At 72.5% G+C, this 16444-nt stretch carries 16 protein-coding genes and 2 pseudogenes; 8 read left to right on the top strand and 10 right to left on the bottom strand.

The window, feature by feature from the left end:
* The first annotated feature begins 14 nt into the window (after positions 1 to 14).
* Together ACVW19_RS05575 and ACVW19_RS05580 are read left to right on the top strand one after the other, a co-directional pair.
* Positions 15 to 1175 carry an FMN-binding protein gene (locus ACVW19_RS05575; RefSeq protein ID WP_457457153.1) on the top strand — a complete coding sequence of 387 codons (1161 nt, stop codon included), beginning with the start codon at positions 15 to 17 and terminating at the stop codon, positions 1173 to 1175.
* A complete protein-coding gene (locus tag ACVW19_RS05580) occupies positions 1168 to 1968 on the top strand; it encodes an FAD:protein FMN transferase (protein WP_457457155.1) in 801 nt (266 codons plus the stop codon). Before ACVW19_RS05575 ends, ACVW19_RS05580 begins: the two co-directional genes overlap by 8 nt.
* A 46-nt stretch (positions 1969 to 2014) precedes the next feature.
* Here ACVW19_RS05580 and ACVW19_RS05585 read toward each other — a convergent pair whose 3' ends face one another.
* The 5 genes from ACVW19_RS05585 to argC form a co-directional block, all read right to left on the bottom strand.
* Positions 2015 to 2554, bottom strand: a complete 540-nt coding sequence (locus ACVW19_RS05585; protein WP_109379526.1) for an arginine repressor — start codon at positions 2552 to 2554, stop codon at positions 2015 to 2017.
* 112 nt (positions 2555 to 2666) lie between these two features.
* A complete protein-coding gene (locus ACVW19_RS05590) occupies positions 2667 to 3863 on the bottom strand; it encodes an acetylornithine transaminase (protein ID WP_457457157.1) in 1197 nt (398 codons plus the stop codon).
* The gene (gene argB, locus ACVW19_RS05595) at positions 3860 to 4825 is read right to left on the bottom strand and encodes an acetylglutamate kinase (protein WP_457457158.1); all 966 of its coding nucleotides are present in this window, start codon (positions 4823 to 4825) and stop codon (positions 3860 to 3862) included. Before argB ends, ACVW19_RS05590 begins: the two co-directional genes overlap by 4 nt.
* Positions 4822 to 5982, bottom strand: coding sequence for a bifunctional glutamate N-acetyltransferase/amino-acid acetyltransferase ArgJ (argJ, locus tag ACVW19_RS05600; protein WP_457457160.1), 1161 nt, complete (start codon positions 5980 to 5982; stop codon positions 4822 to 4824). The genes argB and argJ overlap by 4 nt, the downstream gene beginning before the upstream one ends.
* Before the next feature lie 112 nt (positions 5983 to 6094).
* The gene (argC, locus tag ACVW19_RS05605) at positions 6095 to 7135 is read right to left on the bottom strand and encodes an N-acetyl-gamma-glutamyl-phosphate reductase (protein WP_457457161.1); all 1041 of its coding nucleotides are present in this window, start codon (positions 7133 to 7135) and stop codon (positions 6095 to 6097) included.
* A 194-nt stretch (positions 7136 to 7329) separates the two neighbouring features.
* Here argC and ACVW19_RS05610 point away from each other — a divergent pair, with 194 nt between their 5' ends.
* Positions 7330 to 8196 carry an AraC family transcriptional regulator gene (locus ACVW19_RS05610; protein ID WP_457457163.1) on the top strand — a complete coding sequence of 289 codons (867 nt, stop codon included), beginning with the start codon at positions 7330 to 7332 and terminating at the stop codon, positions 8194 to 8196.
* Between the two features lie 101 nt (positions 8197 to 8297).
* Here ACVW19_RS05610 and ACVW19_RS05615 read toward each other — a convergent pair.
* Positions 8298 to 9242, bottom strand: a pseudogene (locus tag ACVW19_RS05615) (barstar family protein); the annotation flags it as partial.
* Between ACVW19_RS05615 and ACVW19_RS05620 the strand changes: the two are divergent.
* Positions 9182 to 9391: pseudogene (locus tag ACVW19_RS05620) on the top strand (VOC family protein); the annotation flags it as partial. The pseudogenes ACVW19_RS05615 and ACVW19_RS05620 overlap by 61 nt on opposite strands.
* A 55-nt stretch (positions 9392 to 9446) precedes the next feature.
* On the opposite strand, the gene ACVW19_RS05625 reads toward ACVW19_RS05620, so the two are convergent.
* Positions 9447 to 10088, bottom strand: a complete 642-nt coding sequence (locus tag ACVW19_RS05625) for an alpha/beta hydrolase (protein WP_457457165.1) — start codon at positions 10086 to 10088, stop codon at positions 9447 to 9449.
* 204 nt (positions 10089 to 10292) lie between these two features.
* On the opposite strand from ACVW19_RS05625, the gene ACVW19_RS05630 reads away from it, so the two are divergent.
* Together ACVW19_RS05630 and ACVW19_RS05635 are read left to right on the top strand one after the other, a co-directional pair.
* Positions 10293 to 10847, top strand: coding sequence for a DoxX family protein (locus ACVW19_RS05630; protein ID WP_457457166.1), 555 nt, complete (start codon positions 10293 to 10295; stop codon positions 10845 to 10847).
* A gap of 236 nt (positions 10848 to 11083) precedes the next feature.
* Positions 11084 to 11524 carry a DUF6314 family protein gene (locus tag ACVW19_RS05635; protein WP_457457168.1) on the top strand — a complete coding sequence of 147 codons (441 nt, stop codon included), beginning with the start codon at positions 11084 to 11086 and terminating at the stop codon, positions 11522 to 11524.
* On the opposite strand, the gene ACVW19_RS05640 is transcribed toward ACVW19_RS05635, so the two are convergent.
* Entirely contained in the window at positions 11506 to 12099 is a 594-nt protein-coding gene (locus tag ACVW19_RS05640; protein ID WP_457457170.1) for a histidine phosphatase family protein, read from the bottom strand. The genes ACVW19_RS05635 and ACVW19_RS05640 overlap by 19 nt on opposite strands.
* A 142-nt stretch (positions 12100 to 12241) precedes the next feature.
* Entirely contained in the window at positions 12242 to 13711 is a 1470-nt protein-coding gene (locus ACVW19_RS05645) for an aminotransferase-like domain-containing protein (RefSeq protein ID WP_457457172.1), read from the bottom strand.
* Here ACVW19_RS05645 and ACVW19_RS05650 point away from each other — a divergent pair.
* Both ACVW19_RS05650 and ACVW19_RS05655 read left to right on the top strand, forming a co-directional pair.
* On the top strand, positions 13710 to 14711 hold the full coding sequence (locus ACVW19_RS05650) for a DMT family transporter (protein ID WP_457457174.1): 1002 nt from the start codon (positions 13710 to 13712) through the stop codon (positions 14709 to 14711). The genes ACVW19_RS05645 and ACVW19_RS05650 overlap by 2 nt on opposite strands.
* 148 nt (positions 14712 to 14859) lie before the next feature.
* The gene (locus ACVW19_RS05655; RefSeq protein ID WP_109380432.1) at positions 14860 to 15054 is read left to right on the top strand and encodes a DUF1918 domain-containing protein; all 195 of its coding nucleotides are present in this window, start codon (positions 14860 to 14862) and stop codon (positions 15052 to 15054) included.
* A gap of 21 nt (positions 15055 to 15075) precedes the next feature.
* Here the strand turns inward: ACVW19_RS05655 and ACVW19_RS05660 are convergent, their stop codons facing one another.
* The gene (locus tag ACVW19_RS05660; protein WP_457457176.1) at positions 15076 to 16335 is read right to left on the bottom strand and encodes a glycoside hydrolase family 10 protein; all 1260 of its coding nucleotides are present in this window, start codon (positions 16333 to 16335) and stop codon (positions 15076 to 15078) included.
* Between the last annotated feature and the right edge of the window lie 109 nt (positions 16336 to 16444).

A 16444-nucleotide genomic window follows, 5' to 3' on the forward strand; every position in this document is an offset into this window, starting at 1 on the left:
GAGCTTGAGAAGCGATGAGGAAGAGTCACCCCGTCCGGCGTGCTGTGCTGGCCACCGCCGCCACCGTCTCCGGGATCGTGCTGCTGCTGACGCTGAAGCCGGATTCCGACCCGGGCTCGGTGGACGCGGCCGGCGGCACGGTCCCGCCCGCGGCCGCGCAGTCCCCGCAGGGCGGCGCCCAGGCCCTCGGCGACGGCACCGTCACCGGTGACGCGGCGCAGACCGAGTACGGGGCGGTACAGGTACGCCTGACGGTCAGCGGCGGGAAGATCACCAAGGCCGAGGCCGTCCAGTCCCCCAAGGGCGGCCAGAGCGACCAGATCAACGCCAACGCCGTACCCAAGCTCAACCAGGCCGTCGTGGCGGCGGGCAGCGCGGACATCGACGCGGTGTCCGGCGCCACCTACACCAGCGCCGGATACAAGAAATCGCTGCAGTCCGCGCTCGACAAGGCCAAGGCCGCCGCACCGGCCGGGAACGGACAGGGCACGGAAAACGCCCAGGCCCTCGGCGACGGCACCGTCACCGGTGACGCGGCGCAGACCCAGTACGGAGCGGTACAGGTACGGATCACCGTCCAGGGCGGGAAGATCACCAAGGCCGAGGCCGTCCAGTCCCCCAAGGGCGGCCAGAGCGACCAGATCAACGCCAACGCCGTACCCAAGCTCAACCAGGCCGTCGTGACGGCGGGCAGCGCGGACATCGACGCGGTGTCCGGCGCCACCTACACCAGCGCCGGATACAAGAAATCGCTGCAGTCCGCGCTCGACAAGGCCAAGGCCGCCGCACCGGCCGCGTCCGACAATGGGTCCGCCGGGAAGAAGGAGTCCGCCGCCGAGGAGCCCGCCGAGAAGGAATCCGCCGGGACCGGGCAGGGCTCGGGGGGCGGGCAGACCCTCAAGGACGGCACCGTCACCGGTGACGCGGTGCAGACCGAGTACGGGGCGGTACAGGTACGGATCACCGTCCAGGGCGGAAAGATCACCAAGGCCGAGGCGGTGCAGGCGCCCAAGGGCGGCCAGAGCGACCAGGTCACCTTCTCGTCCGTGCCCCGGCTCAACAAGGCCGTCGTGGAGGCCGGCAGCGCGGACATCGACGCGGTGTCCGGCGCCACCTACACCAGCGCCGGATACAAGAAATCGCTGCAGTCCGCGCTGGATCAGGCCGGTGGCTGACACCGTGGCCGAGTCCGCACAGGCTCCCGCCGCGGTGCGTCGTACGGAGGAGACGATGGGGACCGTCTTCTCCTTCGACGTCCGCGGCGGGGAACCCGCCGCCGTACACGCGGCGCTGGAGGAGGCGGTCGCCGGGCTGCGCCGCGTCGACGAGGTGTTCAGCACCTACCGCGACGACTCCCAGATCTCGCGGCTGGCACGCGGCGACCTCACGGTCGAGGAGTGCGATCCCGAGGTCGCCGAGGTACTGGAGCTTGCCGCGGAGGCTGAACGGGTGAGCGACGGCTGGTTCAGTCCGCGCTACCGGGGCCGGCTCGATCCGACCGGCATCGTCAAGGGCTGGGCCACCGAGCGGGCCGCGCGGCGACTCGCGGAGGCCGGGGCGGTCGGCGTGAGTCTCAACGGCGGCGGTGACGTCCAGTTGCTGGGCTCCCCGGGAGCCGGGCGGCCGTGGCGGGTGGGCGTGGCGGATCCGCTCCGTCCGGGCGGTCTCGCGGCCGTGGTCTCCGCGGCCGGTGTGGACGAACTGGCCGTGGCCACCTCGGGCACCGCCGAGCGCGGCGACCACATCGTCGACCCGCGCACCGGCCGCTCCGCGGTCACCGACCTGGTCTCGGTGACGGTGGTGGCACCCCGGCTGGTCTGGGCCGACTGCTGGGCCACCGCCGCCTTCGCCATGGGATCGAGGGAGGGGCTCGCCTGGCTGGAGACGCTGCCCGACGTGGAGGCGCTGCTGATCACGGCGGGCGACGAGGTGCGCTGCACGGGGGGCCTGGCGGGCCGGCTGGGGTGATCGGGCTGCTCGGGTGCCCGCGTGCCCCGGCCGGTCCGGTTCGCGCTCAGTGCCCGTTCTGGGCCAGCCGCAGCATGTGCTCGGCCAGGGCCGGCCCGCCCACCGGGTCGCGGCTGATCAGCATCAGCGTGTCGTCACCGGCGATGGTCCCCAGGATGTCGTGCAGTTCGGCCTGGTCGATGGCCGAGGCCAGGAACTGCGCGGCACCCGGAGGGGTGCGCAGGACCACGAGGTTGGCGGACGCCTCCGCGGAGATCAGCAGCTCCTGGGAGAGCCGCCGCATCCGCTCCTCCTTCGCCGACTCCCCCAGCGGTGCGCGCGGGGTGCGGAAGCCGCCCTCGCTCGGCACCGCGTAGATGAGGTCGCCGTCGGTGTCGCGGATCTTCACCGCGTTCAGCTCGTCCAGGTCCCGGGAGAGCGTCGCCTGGGTGACGGTCAGTCCGTGGTCGGCGAGCAGCTTCGCCAACTGGCTCTGGGAACGCACCGGTTGTCGGTTGAGGATGTCCACGATCCGGCGGTGGCGGGCGGTGCGGGTCTGCGGTACGGCAGGCCCGACAGGCTGTCCGTGGTCCTGATCGTGGCTCATCGTCGTCTCATTCTCCGGTCATCCTCGGGGCGTTCCCCGGCGCGTGGTCCGGTTCATCGCCCTGCTCGTCGCCCTGCTCGTCGTCCGGGTCTCGCCCGGCTCGTGGTCCGGCTCACCCTTCCCCGTCCGCCGCCCGGCCGACGGCGTCCAGGACGCCGGGCAGTGCCCCGAGGAAGGCGTCCACCGCGTCGTCCCCGAGGATCAGCGGCGGCATCAGCCGTACGACATCGGGGGCGGGCGCGTTCACCAGGAAACCGGCGTCCTGAGCCGCCTGTTGCACCTGGGGCGCGAGCGGTTCGGTGAGCACGATACCCAGGAGCAGGCCGGCGCCACGGACATGGCTGACCAACGGGTTGCCGAGGGCCTCGATTCCGTCGCGGAGCCGCTCGCCCTGCCGCTTGACGTTCTCGAGCAGCCCTTCGTTCTCGATGGTGTCGAGGACGGCGAGACCGGCGGCGCAGGCGACCGGGTTGCCCCCGAAGGTCGTGCCGTGGTGGCCGGGGTGCAGCAGTTCGGCGGCGCGTCCGAAGGCGACGGCCGCGCCGATCGGCAGCCCGCCGCCGAGTCCCTTGGCGAGGGTGACGACGTCGGGCAGGACGCCTTCGTGGGCCTGGTACTCGAACCAGTTGCCGGTGCGGCCGATGCCGGTCTGCACCTCGTCCAGGACGAGCAGCGCGCCGGTGGCGGCCGTGATGGCGCGGGCGGCCTTCAGATAGCCGGGCGGGGGCACCACGACCCCGTTCTCGCCCTGGATCGGCTCGATGACGACCAGCGCCGTGTCCTCGGTGACCGCGGCGGCCAGGGCCTGCGCGTCGCCGTAGGGGACATGGGTGACGTCCCCGGGCAGCGGCGCGAACGGCTCCCGCTTGCCCGGCTGGCCGGTCAGCGCGAGGGCGCCCATGGTACGGCCGTGGAAGCCGCCGTCGGTGGCGACCATGTGGGTCCGCCCGGTCAGCCGCCCGATCTTGAACGCGGCCTCGTTGGCCTCGGCGCCCGAGTTGCAGAAATACACCCGGCCCTCTCGGCCGAAGAGCCGCAGGAGCCGTTCGGCGAGTGCGACGGGCGGTTCGGCGACGTACAGGTTGGAGACGTGGCCCAGGGAGGCGATCTGCCGGCTGACGGCCTCCACGACGGCCGGGTGGGCGTGGCCGAGCGCGTTGACGGCGATGCCGCCGACGAAGTCGGTGTACTCCTTGCCGTCGGCGTCGCGGACGGTGGTACCCGCGCCGCCGACCAGGGACAGCTTCGGTGTGCCGTAGTTGTTCATGAGCGCGCCCTGCCACCGCGCGCTCAGCTCCTCATTGCTCACGACTCCCCCTGTTCGTGCTGCCCGTGCTGTTCATGCCGTGTGCCGTCGGGTACGGCCCCGGTGGCGTCGGCGGGGTCGTCGGGCACGACCATGGTGCCGATGCCCTCGTCGGTGAAGATCTCCAGCAGGATCGAGTGCTGGACCCTGCCGTCGATGACGCGGGCCGTGGTCACGCCGTTGCGTACCGCGTGCAGGCAGCCCTCCATCTTCGGCACCATGCCCGAGGACAGCTCCGGCAGCAGTTTCTCGAGCTGGGAGGCGGTGAGACGGCTGATCACCTCGTCGGAGTTCGGCCAGTCCTCGTAGAGCCCCTCGACGTCGGTGAGGACCATGAGGGTCTCGGCGTCCAGAGCAGCAGCGAGTGCCGCAGCCGCCGTATCAGCATTGACGTTGTAGACATGGTGGTCGTCCTGGCTCCGGGCGATGGACGAGACGACCGGTATACGGCCGTCGGCGAGCAGAGCTTCGATGGCGCCGGTGTCGATCTCGGTGATCTCACCGACCCGCCCGATGTCGACCGGCTCTCCGTCGATCTCGGGCCGGTGTTTGGTCGCGGTGAGGGTGTGCGCGTCCTCACCGGTGAGGCCGACGGCGAACGGGCCGTGCCGGTTGAGCAGCCCGACCAGCTCACGCTGCACCTGTCCGGCCAGCACCATCCGTACGACGTCCATGGCGTCCTCGGTGGTGACCCTGAGGCCGGCCTTGAACTCGCTGACGATGCCGTGCCGGTCGAGCGCGGCGCTGATCTGCGGGCCGCCGCCGTGCACGACGACCGGTTTGAGGCCGGCGTGCCGCAGGAAGACGACGTCCTGGGCGAAGGCGTTCTTCAGTTCCTCGTTCACCATGGCGTTGCCGCCGAACTTGATGACGACGGTCTTGCCGTGGTGCCGGGTCAGCCAGGGCAGCGCCTCGATGAGGATCTGCGCCTTGGGCAGGGCGGTGTGCTTGCGGGTGGTGGTCATGAGGAGTAGGCGCTGTTCTCGTGGACGTAGTCGGCGGTGAGGTCGTTGGTCCAGATGGTGGCGGTCGCGTCACCGGCGCCCAGGTCGGCGACGATGTGGACCTCGCGGTAGCGCATGTCGACCTTGTCGCGGTCCTCGCCGACGCCGCCGTTCTTGCACACCCAGACGCCGTTGATGGCGACGTCGAGTTCGTCGGGTTCGAAGGCGGCCTTCGTGGTGCCGATCGCGGACAGCACCCGGCCCCAGTTGGGGTCCTCGCCGTGGATGGCGCACTTGAGGAGGTTGTTGCGGGCGATGGAGCGGCCCACCTCGACGGCGTCGTCCTCGGTCGCGGCGCCCACCACCTCGACCTTGATGTCCTTGCTGGCGCCCTCGGCGTCGCCGATGAGCTGACGGCCGAGGTCGTCGCAGACGGCGCGTACGGCCTCGGCGAACTCCTCGTACGCGGGGGTGACGCCGGTGGCGCCGGAGGCGAGCAGCAGCACGGTGTCGTTGGTGGACATGCAGCCGTCGGAGTCGACGCGGTCGAAGGTGACCCTGGTGGCGGCGCGCAGGGCCCGGTCCAGCGTCCCGGCGTCGACGTCGGCGTCGGTGGTGAGGACGACCAGCATGGTGGCGAGGCCGGGGGCGAGCATGCCGGCGCCCTTGGCCATCCCGCCGACGGTCCAGCCGCCGTCCGTCGCCGAGGTGACGACGGCCGTCTTGTGCACGCTGTCCGTGGTCTTGATGGCGATGGCGGCCTTCTCCCCGCCGTGCTCGGACAGCCGGCCGGCGGCCGCCTCGACCCCCGGCAGCAGTTTGTCCATGGGGAGCGTGACGCCGATGAGCCCGGTGGAGCAGACGGCCACCTCGCCCGCGCCGGTCCCGAGCACCTCGGCGGCCTTCTCGGCGGTGGCGTGGGTGTCCTGGAATCCCTTGGGACCCGTACAGGCGTTGGCGCCGCCGGAGTTGAGGACGACGGCGGAGACCTGGCCGCCCTTGAGCACCTGCTCGGACCAGAGCACGGGTGCGGCCTTGACGCGGTTGGCGGTGAAGACGCCCGCTGCGGCGCGGCGCGGCCCGTTGTTGACCACGAGGGCCAGGTCCGGATTGCCGTTCTCCTTGATCCCGGCGGCGATGCCCGCCGCCGTGAATCCCTTTGCTGCCGTCACACTCACTGCGTCTCCTTGTTCGCCCTGCCGCGGTAGCGGCTGATGTCACTGCCGCCCGTGCAGCGCAGAGGTGCGGGCATCGTGCTCGTCTGCGGCCCGGCGGCTGCACGTGCGTCGCTCACGGAGCGACTCCGATCGTCGTCAGTCCGGTGGACTCGTCGAGCCCGAGGGCGATGTTCATGCTCTGCAGAGCGCCGCCCGCGGTGCCCTTGGTGAGGTTGTCGATGGCGCTGATCGCGATGATCCGCCCCGCGGCCTCGTCGTACGCGACCTGGATCTGAACGGCGTTGGAACCGTAAACGGACGCCGTCGCGGGCCACTGGCCCTCGGGGAGGAGACGGACGAAGGGCTCGTCGGCGAACGCCTTCTGGTAGGCGGCCCGGACGGACTCGGCGGTGACCCCGGGCCTGGCCTTGGCACTGCACGTGGCGAGGATGCCGCGGGGCATCGGCGCGAGGGTCGGCGTGAAGGATACGGAGACCCGCTCCCCCGCCGCCGCGCTGAGGTTCTGGATCATCTCGGGGGTGTGCCGGTGGGTGCCGCCGACGCCGTAGGGCGACATCGACCCCATGACCTCGCTGCCCAGCAGGTGCGGCTTGGCCGCCTTGCCCGCGCCGGAGGTGCCGGAGGCGGCGACGATCACTGCCTCGGACTCGGCGAGGCCCGCCGTGTAGGCCGGGACGAGGGCCAGCGAGACGGCGGTCGGGTAGCAACCGGGCACCGCGATGCGCTTGGACCCCTCCAGCGCAGCGCGGCCGCCCGGCAGTTCGGGCAGGCCGTAGGGCCAGGTGCCGGCGTGCGGGGAGCCGTAGAACCGTTCCCAGTCGGCGGCGTCGGCGAGCCGGTGGTCGGCGCCCATGTCGACCACGAGCACCTCCGGCCCGAGCTGCTCGGCGACGGCGGCGGACTGCCCGTGCGGCAGGGCGAGGAAGACCACGTCATGCCGTCGGCCCTGCCCGGCGAGCACGTCGGCCGTGGTCGCCTCCAGCACCCGCTCGGCGAGCGGCGCCAGATGCGGCTGCAGGCTCCCGAGCCGCTGCCCGGCATTGGAGTTCCCGGTCAGCGCACCGATCTCCACCCCGGGGTGCGCCAGCAGCAGACGCAGAAGCTCCCCACCCGCATATCCACTGGCCCCGGCCACAGCCACTCGTACGCTCACGGAAACCTCCTCCTCGACAGCATGACTATACGTACACCCGCACGTTTATGCAACGCCGCACGGGGAGCGCCCGGCGACAGCCTCGTGGCGGAGCCGGCATGCGCACCCGACTCGATCGGGCACAGGATGTCGGGTCCGGCGGGATGCGTGCTGCCTAGCGTGTTGATCGCAAGCAAGAAGGAAGGGGACCGGGCGTGCTGGAGCGGCTCAACCAGGCCATGGAGCAGATCGAGCACGGTCTCGACCGGCCCGTCGATGTGGCGGGGCTGGCACGCACCGCGATGACCTCGGAGTACCACCTGCGCCGGATGTTCTCCGCGCTGGCGGGCATGCCGTTGTCGGAGTACGTCCGGCGTCGGCGGCTGACCGTCGCGGGTGCCGAGGTGCTCGCCGGCCGTGAGCCGCTGCTGGAGATCGCGGTGCGCTACGGCTACGGCTCGGGAGAGGCGTTCGCGCGGGCGTTCCGCGCCATGCACGGTGTCGGTCCGGGCGAGGCCCGGCGCACCGGTTGCGCGCTCGTCTCCCAGCCCCGGTTGACCTTCCGCCTCACCGTCGAAGGGAGCAGCAGCATGCGCTATCGCGTGATCGACCGTCCGGCCTTCACCGTTGTCGGCCTCAAGGCCCGGGTGCCACTGGTGCACTTGGGGCCGAACCAGGCGATCATCGACTTCGTCCGCGGCATCGAGCCGCGGACCGTGGAACGCCTGGAGCAACTGTCGGACCAGGAGCCGCAGGGCATCGTCGCGGTCTGCGACGACCTGGACCCCAGCCGCGCCGAGGGGACCGAACTCGACTACTACCACGGGGTGATCACGTCGGCGGCCGCCCCCGAGGGAACGGCGTCACTGGCCGTCCCGACCGGCGCCTGGGCGGTCTTCACCACCTCCGGACCGGCCCCGCAGGCCATCCAGGAGCTGTGGCGGGACGTGTTCACCCAGTGGTTCCCGTCGAACCCGTACCGCAGCCGCCCCGGCCCGGAGATCCTGCGCACCCGCCTCTCCCCGGACAGAACCGAAGCCGACGCCGAACTGTGGCTCCCGGTGGAGCGTGAGCAGGATTGAACACGGCACCGGGCCGGTAGCCGCCGTCCGGACCGAGTGCCTCAGCCGACAGCACACGCCGGCCGAGGCACTCGGTCCGGACGTGGACGGCCGGCCACGCGTCACACCAGGCTGACGTGCGTGCCGCCCTCGGCCAGGACGTCGAGGACCTCGGCGAACAGGTCGAAGGGCCGGCCGCACGGTGCCGGCTTCCGGGAGAGGTGTTCGCGCGCGGTGGCGGCGTCCCGCCAGAGCAGGGTGGCGGGGGCCGTGCAGCCGAAGGAACCGCGCAGGCAGTCCGTGCGGGCTTCGAGACAACCTCCGAAGTAGCCTCCCGGCCCGTTCACCGCCTCGCCGAGCGCCAGGTAGAGGCCTGGTTCGTCGGTGATCTGCCGGCCGTCGAGTTCGTGGGCGTGGCCAGCCGGCCGGTCACGATGGGTACGACGGCAGGCCCGGTCCCGGGCCAGGTCGAGCCAGGCCTCGCGACGGCGCGTGTCGAGTGCGGCCCAGGCGCCAAGGGTGTCCGGCGGCCCGGCGAACCATTGCTCCCAGACTGATTGCGCGTACCCGGGAACGGGTGTGAAGAGCTCTCCGTCGAGTTCCAGGTCGATCAGGTCCACCCCGTAGGAGGACGGGCCCCGGTCACGGACCGTGGTCCACAACAACCGACCGGTGAGCGGCTCGCCCCGGGCATCCCATATCTCCAGCGCGGCCTGTTCCAGGTCCAGCGCCCGCCGGGTGCCCGTCCTCAGTGCCGTTCGCAGTCGATCACTCCGGGCCAGCCCTCGCAGGACGAGTGGGGGCGCTGCTCTCTCCTGCGGCAGGACGCGGGCGAATTCCCGACAGGAGCCCAGCCACCGACTTCCGTCATGGACTCGGACTGGGCCCCGATGCCCCTCGGGCGGGCCTTCGTAGTCGTCCCGGCCGGTGAGCACGAGGCTGGCCGACCCAGGAAGCAGCCCGAGGCCCTCCGCGTCCTCCAGCAGCCAGGGTTCGAGCACCCCGTCATCCGGTCGTGGCGGCGTACAAGACGGGACTGCCCACGGACGGCATCCCGGCCATCTCCTTCGCCGTGGACGACGTCCACGCGGAGTTCGACCGGCTGCGCGGGCTCGGAGTGCAGTTCACCCGGGAGCCGCTCGAAATGGGCCAGGTCACCACCGCGGTGCTGGACGGCACCTGCGGCAACCTGATCCAGATCGTGCACAGCAGGTAGGGACCCGGCGAAGGCCGGCGGCGCGCCTTCCCTCACCGCCCCCAGGCCCTGCCCCTCAGGCCTCGCCCCACGCGCGTCGCAGGAAGGCCGAGGCGTCGGCCAGTTCCGGGAGGGCGATGGCGTGGCCCAGACCCGGGTAGCGGTGCTCTTCGAGGTGGGCGCCGGATTTCTCGCGGAGCCAGGTCCCGGTCCGGGTGACGAGGTCGGCGGGGATCACCTGGTCGGCGGTGTCGCGGCCCCAGAAGACCGGCGTGCCGGTCAGGCGGCCCTGCTCCTCGGGCAGGTCCGCGTCCCACGGCAGGGTGCCGGACAGGAGGACGGCGGCGGCGAACCGCTCCGGGCGGGCGAGCAGCAGGCCGCCCGCCATGGCCATGCCGCCGGAGAAGCCGAGGAGTGAGACCGACGTGTGGCCGGCGGTCTCGGTGTCGAGCCAGTCGAAGAGCCAGTCGGCGGTGGCCGCGATGGAGTCGGGCAGGGGGCGCCCGATCCCCCGGTTGGCGAACCACGCGTATCCGCCGCCCTCGGCCAGCGGGGCACGCACGAAGGCCGCCGTGGCCTCCTTCGGCAGATGCGGCGCGAGCTGCGCGAACGACGCCTCGTCCGCTCCCCGCCCGTGCAGGGCGACGACGAGCGGCGTGCCGGGCCTGCGGTCGGGTTCGACGGACCAGCTGACCGTGGGTGCGGCGGTGTGGGGCATGGCAGCGGCTCCTTGGGCGGCGTGGGGCAGACACAGGTCTCGGCTCGGGACCGGGCACGGTCGAGCGTACTCGCACTGCTTGAAAGTTGAAGCAAGGGCTATGGTTGGTTTAGCTTGAAGCTTCAAGTTTGCCGGGGCGGGGCGTCGCTCAGTGCCGCGCGGCGCCCCCACCGTCTTCGCCGTCCCCTCCCGAGGAGTCCCCCCATGGCCAGTTCCACCACCTTGTCCCGCCCCGCCGCCGCGACGTCCGGCCAGGACGGCCCCGCCGCTCCCGCCCGCGCCTACGACATCGGGCTGCTGGTCCTGCGTCTCGTGCTCGGCCTGACCATGGCCGTGCACGGCGCCCAGAAGCTGTTCGGCTGGTTCGGCGGGGGTGGTGTCGAGGGCACCGGGATGTTCTTCGAGTCCCTCGGCTACCCCTCGCCCGAGGCGTTCGCCGTCGTGGCCGGGCTCACCGAGACCCTGGGCGGGCTCGGCCTCGCGCTCGGTCTGTTCACCCCGCTCGCCGCCGCGGCCGTCGCCGGCACGATGGTCAACGCGATCGCCGTGAAGTGGGGCGGCGGCTTCTTCGCCCCGGAGGGTGTGGAGTACGAGCTGCTCCTCACCCTGGCCGCGGTGGCGCTCGCCCTGACCGGCCCCGGCCGGATCGCCGTGGACCGGCTGCTGCCCTGGCTGCGCACGCACCGCCTCACGTACGGCGTCGCCGCGGTCGTGCTCGGCGTCGTGGTGGCCGGTGTCACCCTGCTGCTGCGCCACTGACACGGCGGGTGGCCTCCCGGTCGGTGCCGGGTGCGGGCCGCCGTCCCCGTGACGGCGGCCCGCACGCCACCGAGGCCGATCGCCGTGCGGGCCTCGGCCTCGCACCGGTCCCACCCTCGAGAAGTCGTACGCTTGCCCTTCTCCCTCCGGAGGCCGGTTTCGAACGGCGAGACAGGAGAAGGCAGAAGCACGTCAACGGTTCGTGCGACGGCGGACACAACGGAGAACGCGACGGAATGGACGAGTTCTGGCCGGTACCGGACGCGCTCACCTATCTCGGCGGACGCTGGCGGGTGACCCGGACCGTGCGGGACCTCGCGAGCGGCGACCTGGGGCGTTTCGAGGGAACCACGCTTTTCGGCCCGCTCGTGGGCGGCGGCCTGCTGCACCAGGAGTCCGGCACCTTCACCTGGCAGGGCGTCCCCCGGCCCGCCGAACGCACCCTGCGCTTCCTCCCCGGACCCGGCGGCGCGGTGGACGTGCGGTTCGCGGACGGCCGGCCGTTCCACGACCTGGATCTCTCGACGGGCCGGTACGTCGCCGACCACCCCTGCGCCGCGGACCTCTACCGGGGTGAGTTCACCGTCCGCGACGAGGACCACTGGCGGACCCTCTGGCGGGTGCGCGGCCCGGCCAAGGATCTGGAGCTGGCCACCGGCTACATCCGCGTGCGCTGAGGGGAGACACCCTCGATGCGCAGGCTCCAGCGGCCCGCCCGCCCGGTGACGCTGACCCGCGACAGCGCGCGGACGTCGATGTTCCAGTAGGTCGCGGGCGGCGCCTTCAGCGCGTACACCAGCGCGGCGCGGATCACGGAGGGTTCGGCCACCGCGACGACCCGGCAGTTCTCCTCCAGCGGCCGGGTGTCCAGCCAGCCGCCCACGCGGGTGATGAAGTCCAGCAGCGATTCCCCGCCGTGCACGGTGGCCCGCGGATCGGCCAGCCAGGCGTCCACGACCTCCGGCTCCCAGGCCATCGCCTCGCCCAGGGTCAGCCCGCGCCAGCGGCCCATGTCACAGTCGCGCAGGGCGAGCTGGACCAACGGGGCATAGCCGAGCCCGTCCCCGGTGGCACGGCTGCGTGGGCTCGGCGAGCAGTAGCGCAGGTCGGCCGCGGCGAGTGGCAGCAACTCATGGGCGACGCGCTGCACCTCGCTCCACCCGGCCCGGTCCAGTGGCCGGTCGTCCTCGAAACGCTCGGCCAGCCGCGAGGAACTCCCCGCTGCGGCAACGAACGTGACCCGAAGTGCCATGCGGCGATCGTCGACCCCCAAGGTGAGCAAATCAAGGGGTCCGGCCGGGGTGTTACCCAGCGTCCATCAGGCCTTGAGCGCAGATCACCCCTCACCGGACAAGTGCCGCGAAACGCCTGCCCCTTCACCCCCGGTACCCCGGTCAGCCCAGCACCTCGTCGCAGGCGGTGCGCAGTCGTCGTACGCCATCTGTGATCTCGCCGGCGCCCGCGACCGCCGCGAAGCTCAGCCGCAGGTGGGCGGCCGGGGCCTCGGCGCTGAAGTACGGGCGGCCGGGGGTGACGGCGACGCCCGCGCGCAGGGCCGCCGCGGTGAGCGCGGTCTCTCCTCCAGAGCCGAAAGCCCGGGAGGTGCCCCCGGTGCCGTCGGGCAGGCGCAGCCAGAGGTGGTAGCCGCCCGCCGGGATGTGCGGCAGGGCGAGTTCGGGCAGGCGGAGCCGGAGCGCGGTGGTCATCGCGTCCCGACGGGACCGCAACTCGGCGGAAACCGACCGCAGATGGCGCGGCCAGGCGGGCGAGCCGACGAGTTCCAGCGCAGCCTCCTGGAGGGGCCGGGGGACGAAGAAGGTGTCGACGATCTGGATGGCTCGCAGCCGCTCCAGCACCGGACCGTGCGCGACGAGGGCGCCCACCCTGAAGCTCGGCGAAGTCGCCTTGGTGAGCGAGCAGACGTGAACGACGACGCCGTCGGGATCGTCGGCGGCCAGCGGGCGCGGCACTGGGCCCGCGTCCTCGTGGACCAGGTGCCGGACGAAGTCGTCCTCGACGACGAACGCGCCGGCCCGGCGTGCGATGTCCAGCACCTCACCGCGCCGTTCGGGCGCGAGCACGGCACCGGTGGGGTTCTGGAACAGGGGCTGGCAGACGAGGACCCGGGCGCCGGTGGCCCGGAACGCGTCGGCGAGCAGCGTCGGCCGCACCCCGTCGGCGTCCACCGGAACGGGCACCGGCCGCAGTCCGGCGGCGCGGGCGACGGCCAGCATGCCGGGGTAGGTGGGTGACTCCACGAGGACCGGGGCACCGGGCGGGGCGAGTGCGCGCAGGGCGGTGGTCAGCGCGGACTGACCACCCGCGGTGATCAGCACCCCCGCCGCGGTGACTGCGCCTCCGACGCCGCGCGCGAACCACTCGCGCAGTTCCGGCAGCCCTTCCATGGGCGGCCTCCCCCAGGCGCCCGGCCTGCGCCCGGCCCGGGACAGGGCCGCCGCCATCGCCCGCTCCGGCTGCAAGGACGGATGCAGATAGCCGCCGTTGAACTCGATCACCCCGGCCGCCGGAGCGGCGAGGGAGACCAGGACCCCGGAGGCGTCCACCGAGCGCGGTACGAGGTCGGCGGCGCCGTCCGCGCTGAGCGCGACCTCCTGCCAGGACGTGTCTCCCGCCGCGGCGGCCGGGGCCACAGGCCGGTCGGCGCGGAACGCGCCCGCGCCGGGCCGGGTCACCACCAGTCCCTCGGCGGCGAGCTGCGCCAGCGCCCGCGAGACGGTCACGGGACTCACCCGGAACCGCTCCACAAGGGCTCGACTCGATGGGAGCTTTCCGCCGGGCGAGTAGCGGTCCAACTCTCGTCGCAGCTTTTCTGCCAGTTCAGCGACACTGCTACGCTCATGCATGAGAGAACAGAGTAGCGCTACTACCGACGCCCCGATAGCGGTCACCGGCCGTCGGGATCGCGTCGGCTTCGGCACCCTGCAGGCCGCCCTCGGCGTCATCGCCTTCTCGCTCACCTTCCCGGCCACCGCCTGGGGACTTGAGGGGTTCGGCCCCTGGTCGCTGGTGGCCGTGCGCAGCGTGCTGGCGGGGCTGGTAGCCGGCGTCTGTCTGCTCGCGGTGGGGGCGCCCACCATGGGAGCCGGCGCGGCAGGCACGGCAGGAGGGTCCTCGCGCGGGCGGGTTCCGGTGCGGTGGCGCGCATGGCGTGTCCCGCTGCCCGCCCGCCGGCACTGGCCGGGGCTCGCCGTGGTCGCCGTCGGAGTCGTCCTCGGTTTCCCACTGCTGACCACGCTGGCCCTGCAGACGTCGACCACCGCGCACGCGGCCGTCGTGGTCGGGCTGCTCCCGCTCACCACCGCCGTGTTCTCCGCCCTGCGCGTCGGTTCCCGCCCCTCGCGCACCTTCTGGGCGGCCGCGCTGGCGGGTGCCGTGGCGGTGCTGGCCTTCACCGTGCGACAGAGCGGCGGCGCGCTGACCACGGCCGACCTGTACCTCTTCGCGGCGCTGGTGGTGTGCGCGGCCGGGTACACGGAGGGCGGCAGGCTGGCCAGGGTGATGCCGGGATGGCAGGTGATCGGCTGGGCGCTGGTGCTGTGCCTGCCGTTCACCGTGCCCGCCGCCGCCCTGGCGCTGGCCGTCGAGCCGGTGCGGCTGACCGCGCACAGCGTGGCCGGGGTGCTGTGGGTGGCGGCGGGTTCGCAGTTCCTGGGCCTGGTCGTCTGGTACCGGGGCATGGCGGCGATCGGCATTCCCCGGGCCAGCCAGCTGCAGCTGGCCCAGCCGCTGCTCACCCTGGTGTGGTCGGTGCTGCTCCTGGGCGAACATCTGACGGCGGCGGCCCCGCTGACGGCGGCCGCCGTGCTGGTGTGCATCGCCGTCACCCAGCGGGCGCGCACCTGAGGAGCGGTACGGGCCACGGACGCTCGGCCCGTCGCCGCACGGACCCCGGAGCGCGGGGTCGCTCGCGCACGGGGCGTGCCGGGTGGTGCGCTGCGCCGTAGACTCGAAGCCACGGACCGCTGCTCCCGCACTTGGTGAGGAGACCCCGATGCGCGCAACTGTGGGCGACCAGCTTGTTCAGCACGGCAGGGTGGTCGGTCAGCACGACAAGGTGGCCGAGATCGTCGAAGTGATGGGCCAGAAGGGCGATCCGCCCTACCGGGTCCGCTTCGAGGACGGGCACGAGGCCGTGTGCTCACCCGGCCCCGATTCCGAGATCCGGCACAAGAACCGTCAGCGATAGCCCGGCGACCGCCGGGGTGGATCAGCGTGAAGGTGGCGCCGGCTGCCCGTAGTGGTCGGCGACCACCCGCGCCATCGCGCCGACCGGATCGGTGCTCAGCTCCCGGGCGGCGAAGAAGACGTGACCGCGCACCTGCGGGTGCTCCTCGGCGAGTGTGAGGTGCCGGGAGAGTTCGGCCGGGTCCTGCCAGGGGGCGGGCTGCGCCGGGTCGCCCGCCTTGTAGAGCGCCTCGCCCACGTACAGCTGTGTCCCGGAGCCCTCCACCACCGCGGACCACCAGGCCAGCAGCTTCGCGTAGTCGGCGGCGGCGAAGCCGATGTTCCAGTAGAGCTGCGGACAGATGTAGTCGATCCAGTTCTCCCGCGCCCACCGGCGGGTGTCGGCGTGCAGATCGTCGTAGGTCTGCACGCCGGCCCGGGTTTCTGAGCCGAGCTGGTCGGTTGCCGCGTTGCGCCACACCCCGAAGGGGCTGATGCCGAAGCGGGTGCCTGGCCGGATCTCCCGGATGCGGGCCGCCGTCTCGCGCACCAACCGGTCGATGTTGTCCCGCCGCCAGGCCGCCCGGTCGGGGAAGGCCCCGCCGTGGGTGTCGTAGGCGGTGTCGTCGTCGAAGGTCTGCCCCGCCACGGGGTACGGGTAGAAGTAGTCGTCGAAGTGGACCGCGTCGACGGGATACCGGCGCACCGCGTCGAGCATCGCGTCCACGACGAAGGCGCGGACCTCGGGCAGCCCGGGGTTGTAGTAGAGCTTCCCGCCGTACGGGACCACCCAGCCGGGGTTCCGGCGGGCCGGGTGCGTGGCGGCGAGCCGGGTGGGGTCGGTGTGCGGGGCGACCCGGTACGGGTTGAACCAGGCGTGCAGTTCCAGGCCGCGGGCGTGGGCCTCGGTGACGGCGGCGCCCAGCGGGTCCCAACCGGGATGCGCGCCCTGGGTGCCGGTGAGGTACGCGGACCAGGGTTCGTACGGGGACGGCCACAGGGCGTCGGCCGTGGGCCGTACCTGGAGGATCACGGTGTTGAGCCGGTTGCGGACGGCGGTGTCGAGGTGGGCGATCAGCTCGGCCCGCTGCCGGTCGGCGCTCAGTCCCGGACGCGACGGCCAGTCCCGGTTGGCCACGGTCGCCAGCCACACGCCCCGCATCTCCCCCGCCGCCGCACCCCGGCCCCCCGCCGCAGCCGAGGGACCGGGCCCCGGCCGGGCCTGGCCGGCCGAGACGGCCGTCATCATCGTCACGGCCGACAGCGTGGCCGTCGCGAACGCCCTGCGTGACACTCGTCCCATTTCACACCCGTCACAAAAGCTTCGATCCGCCCAGTCCCGCGGCCCGTTTCGCGCTCAGGATGCCCACCCCTACGATCGATCATCGATACTTCGGGGTAACGTGCACGAA

The organism is Streptomyces sp. TE5632 (assembly GCF_054061295.1).

Excerpts from the sequence above, each read along its gene's own strand:
- ACVW19_RS05575 (WP_457457153.1), top strand. The coding sequence starts at position 15 with ATGAGGAAGAGTCACCCCGTCCGGCGTGCTGTGCTGGCCACCGCCGCC.
- ACVW19_RS05585 (WP_109379526.1), bottom strand. The coding sequence starts at position 2,554 with ATGAGCCACGATCAGGACCACGGACAGCCTGTCGGGCCTGCCGTACCG.
- argB (WP_457457158.1), bottom strand. The coding sequence starts at position 4,825 with ATGACCACCACCCGCAAGCACACCGCCCTGCCCAAGGCGCAGATCCTC.
- ACVW19_RS05625 (WP_457457165.1), bottom strand. The coding sequence starts at position 10,088 with ATGCCCCACACCGCCGCACCCACGGTCAGCTGGTCCGTCGAACCCGAC.
- ACVW19_RS05630 (WP_457457166.1), top strand. The coding sequence starts at position 10,293 with ATGGCCAGTTCCACCACCTTGTCCCGCCCCGCCGCCGCGACGTCCGGC.
- ACVW19_RS05635 (WP_457457168.1), top strand. The coding sequence starts at position 11,084 with ATGGACGAGTTCTGGCCGGTACCGGACGCGCTCACCTATCTCGGCGGA.
- ACVW19_RS05640 (WP_457457170.1), bottom strand. The coding sequence starts at position 12,099 with ATGGCACTTCGGGTCACGTTCGTTGCCGCAGCGGGGAGTTCCTCGCGG.
- ACVW19_RS05650 (WP_457457174.1), top strand. The coding sequence starts at position 13,710 with ATGAGAGAACAGAGTAGCGCTACTACCGACGCCCCGATAGCGGTCACC.
- ACVW19_RS05645 (WP_457457172.1), bottom strand. The coding sequence starts at position 13,711 with ATGCATGAGCGTAGCAGTGTCGCTGAACTGGCAGAAAAGCTGCGACGA.
- ACVW19_RS05655 (WP_109380432.1), top strand. The coding sequence starts at position 14,860 with ATGCGCGCAACTGTGGGCGACCAGCTTGTTCAGCACGGCAGGGTGGTC.
- ACVW19_RS05660 (WP_457457176.1), bottom strand. The coding sequence starts at position 16,335 with ATGGGACGAGTGTCACGCAGGGCGTTCGCGACGGCCACGCTGTCGGCC.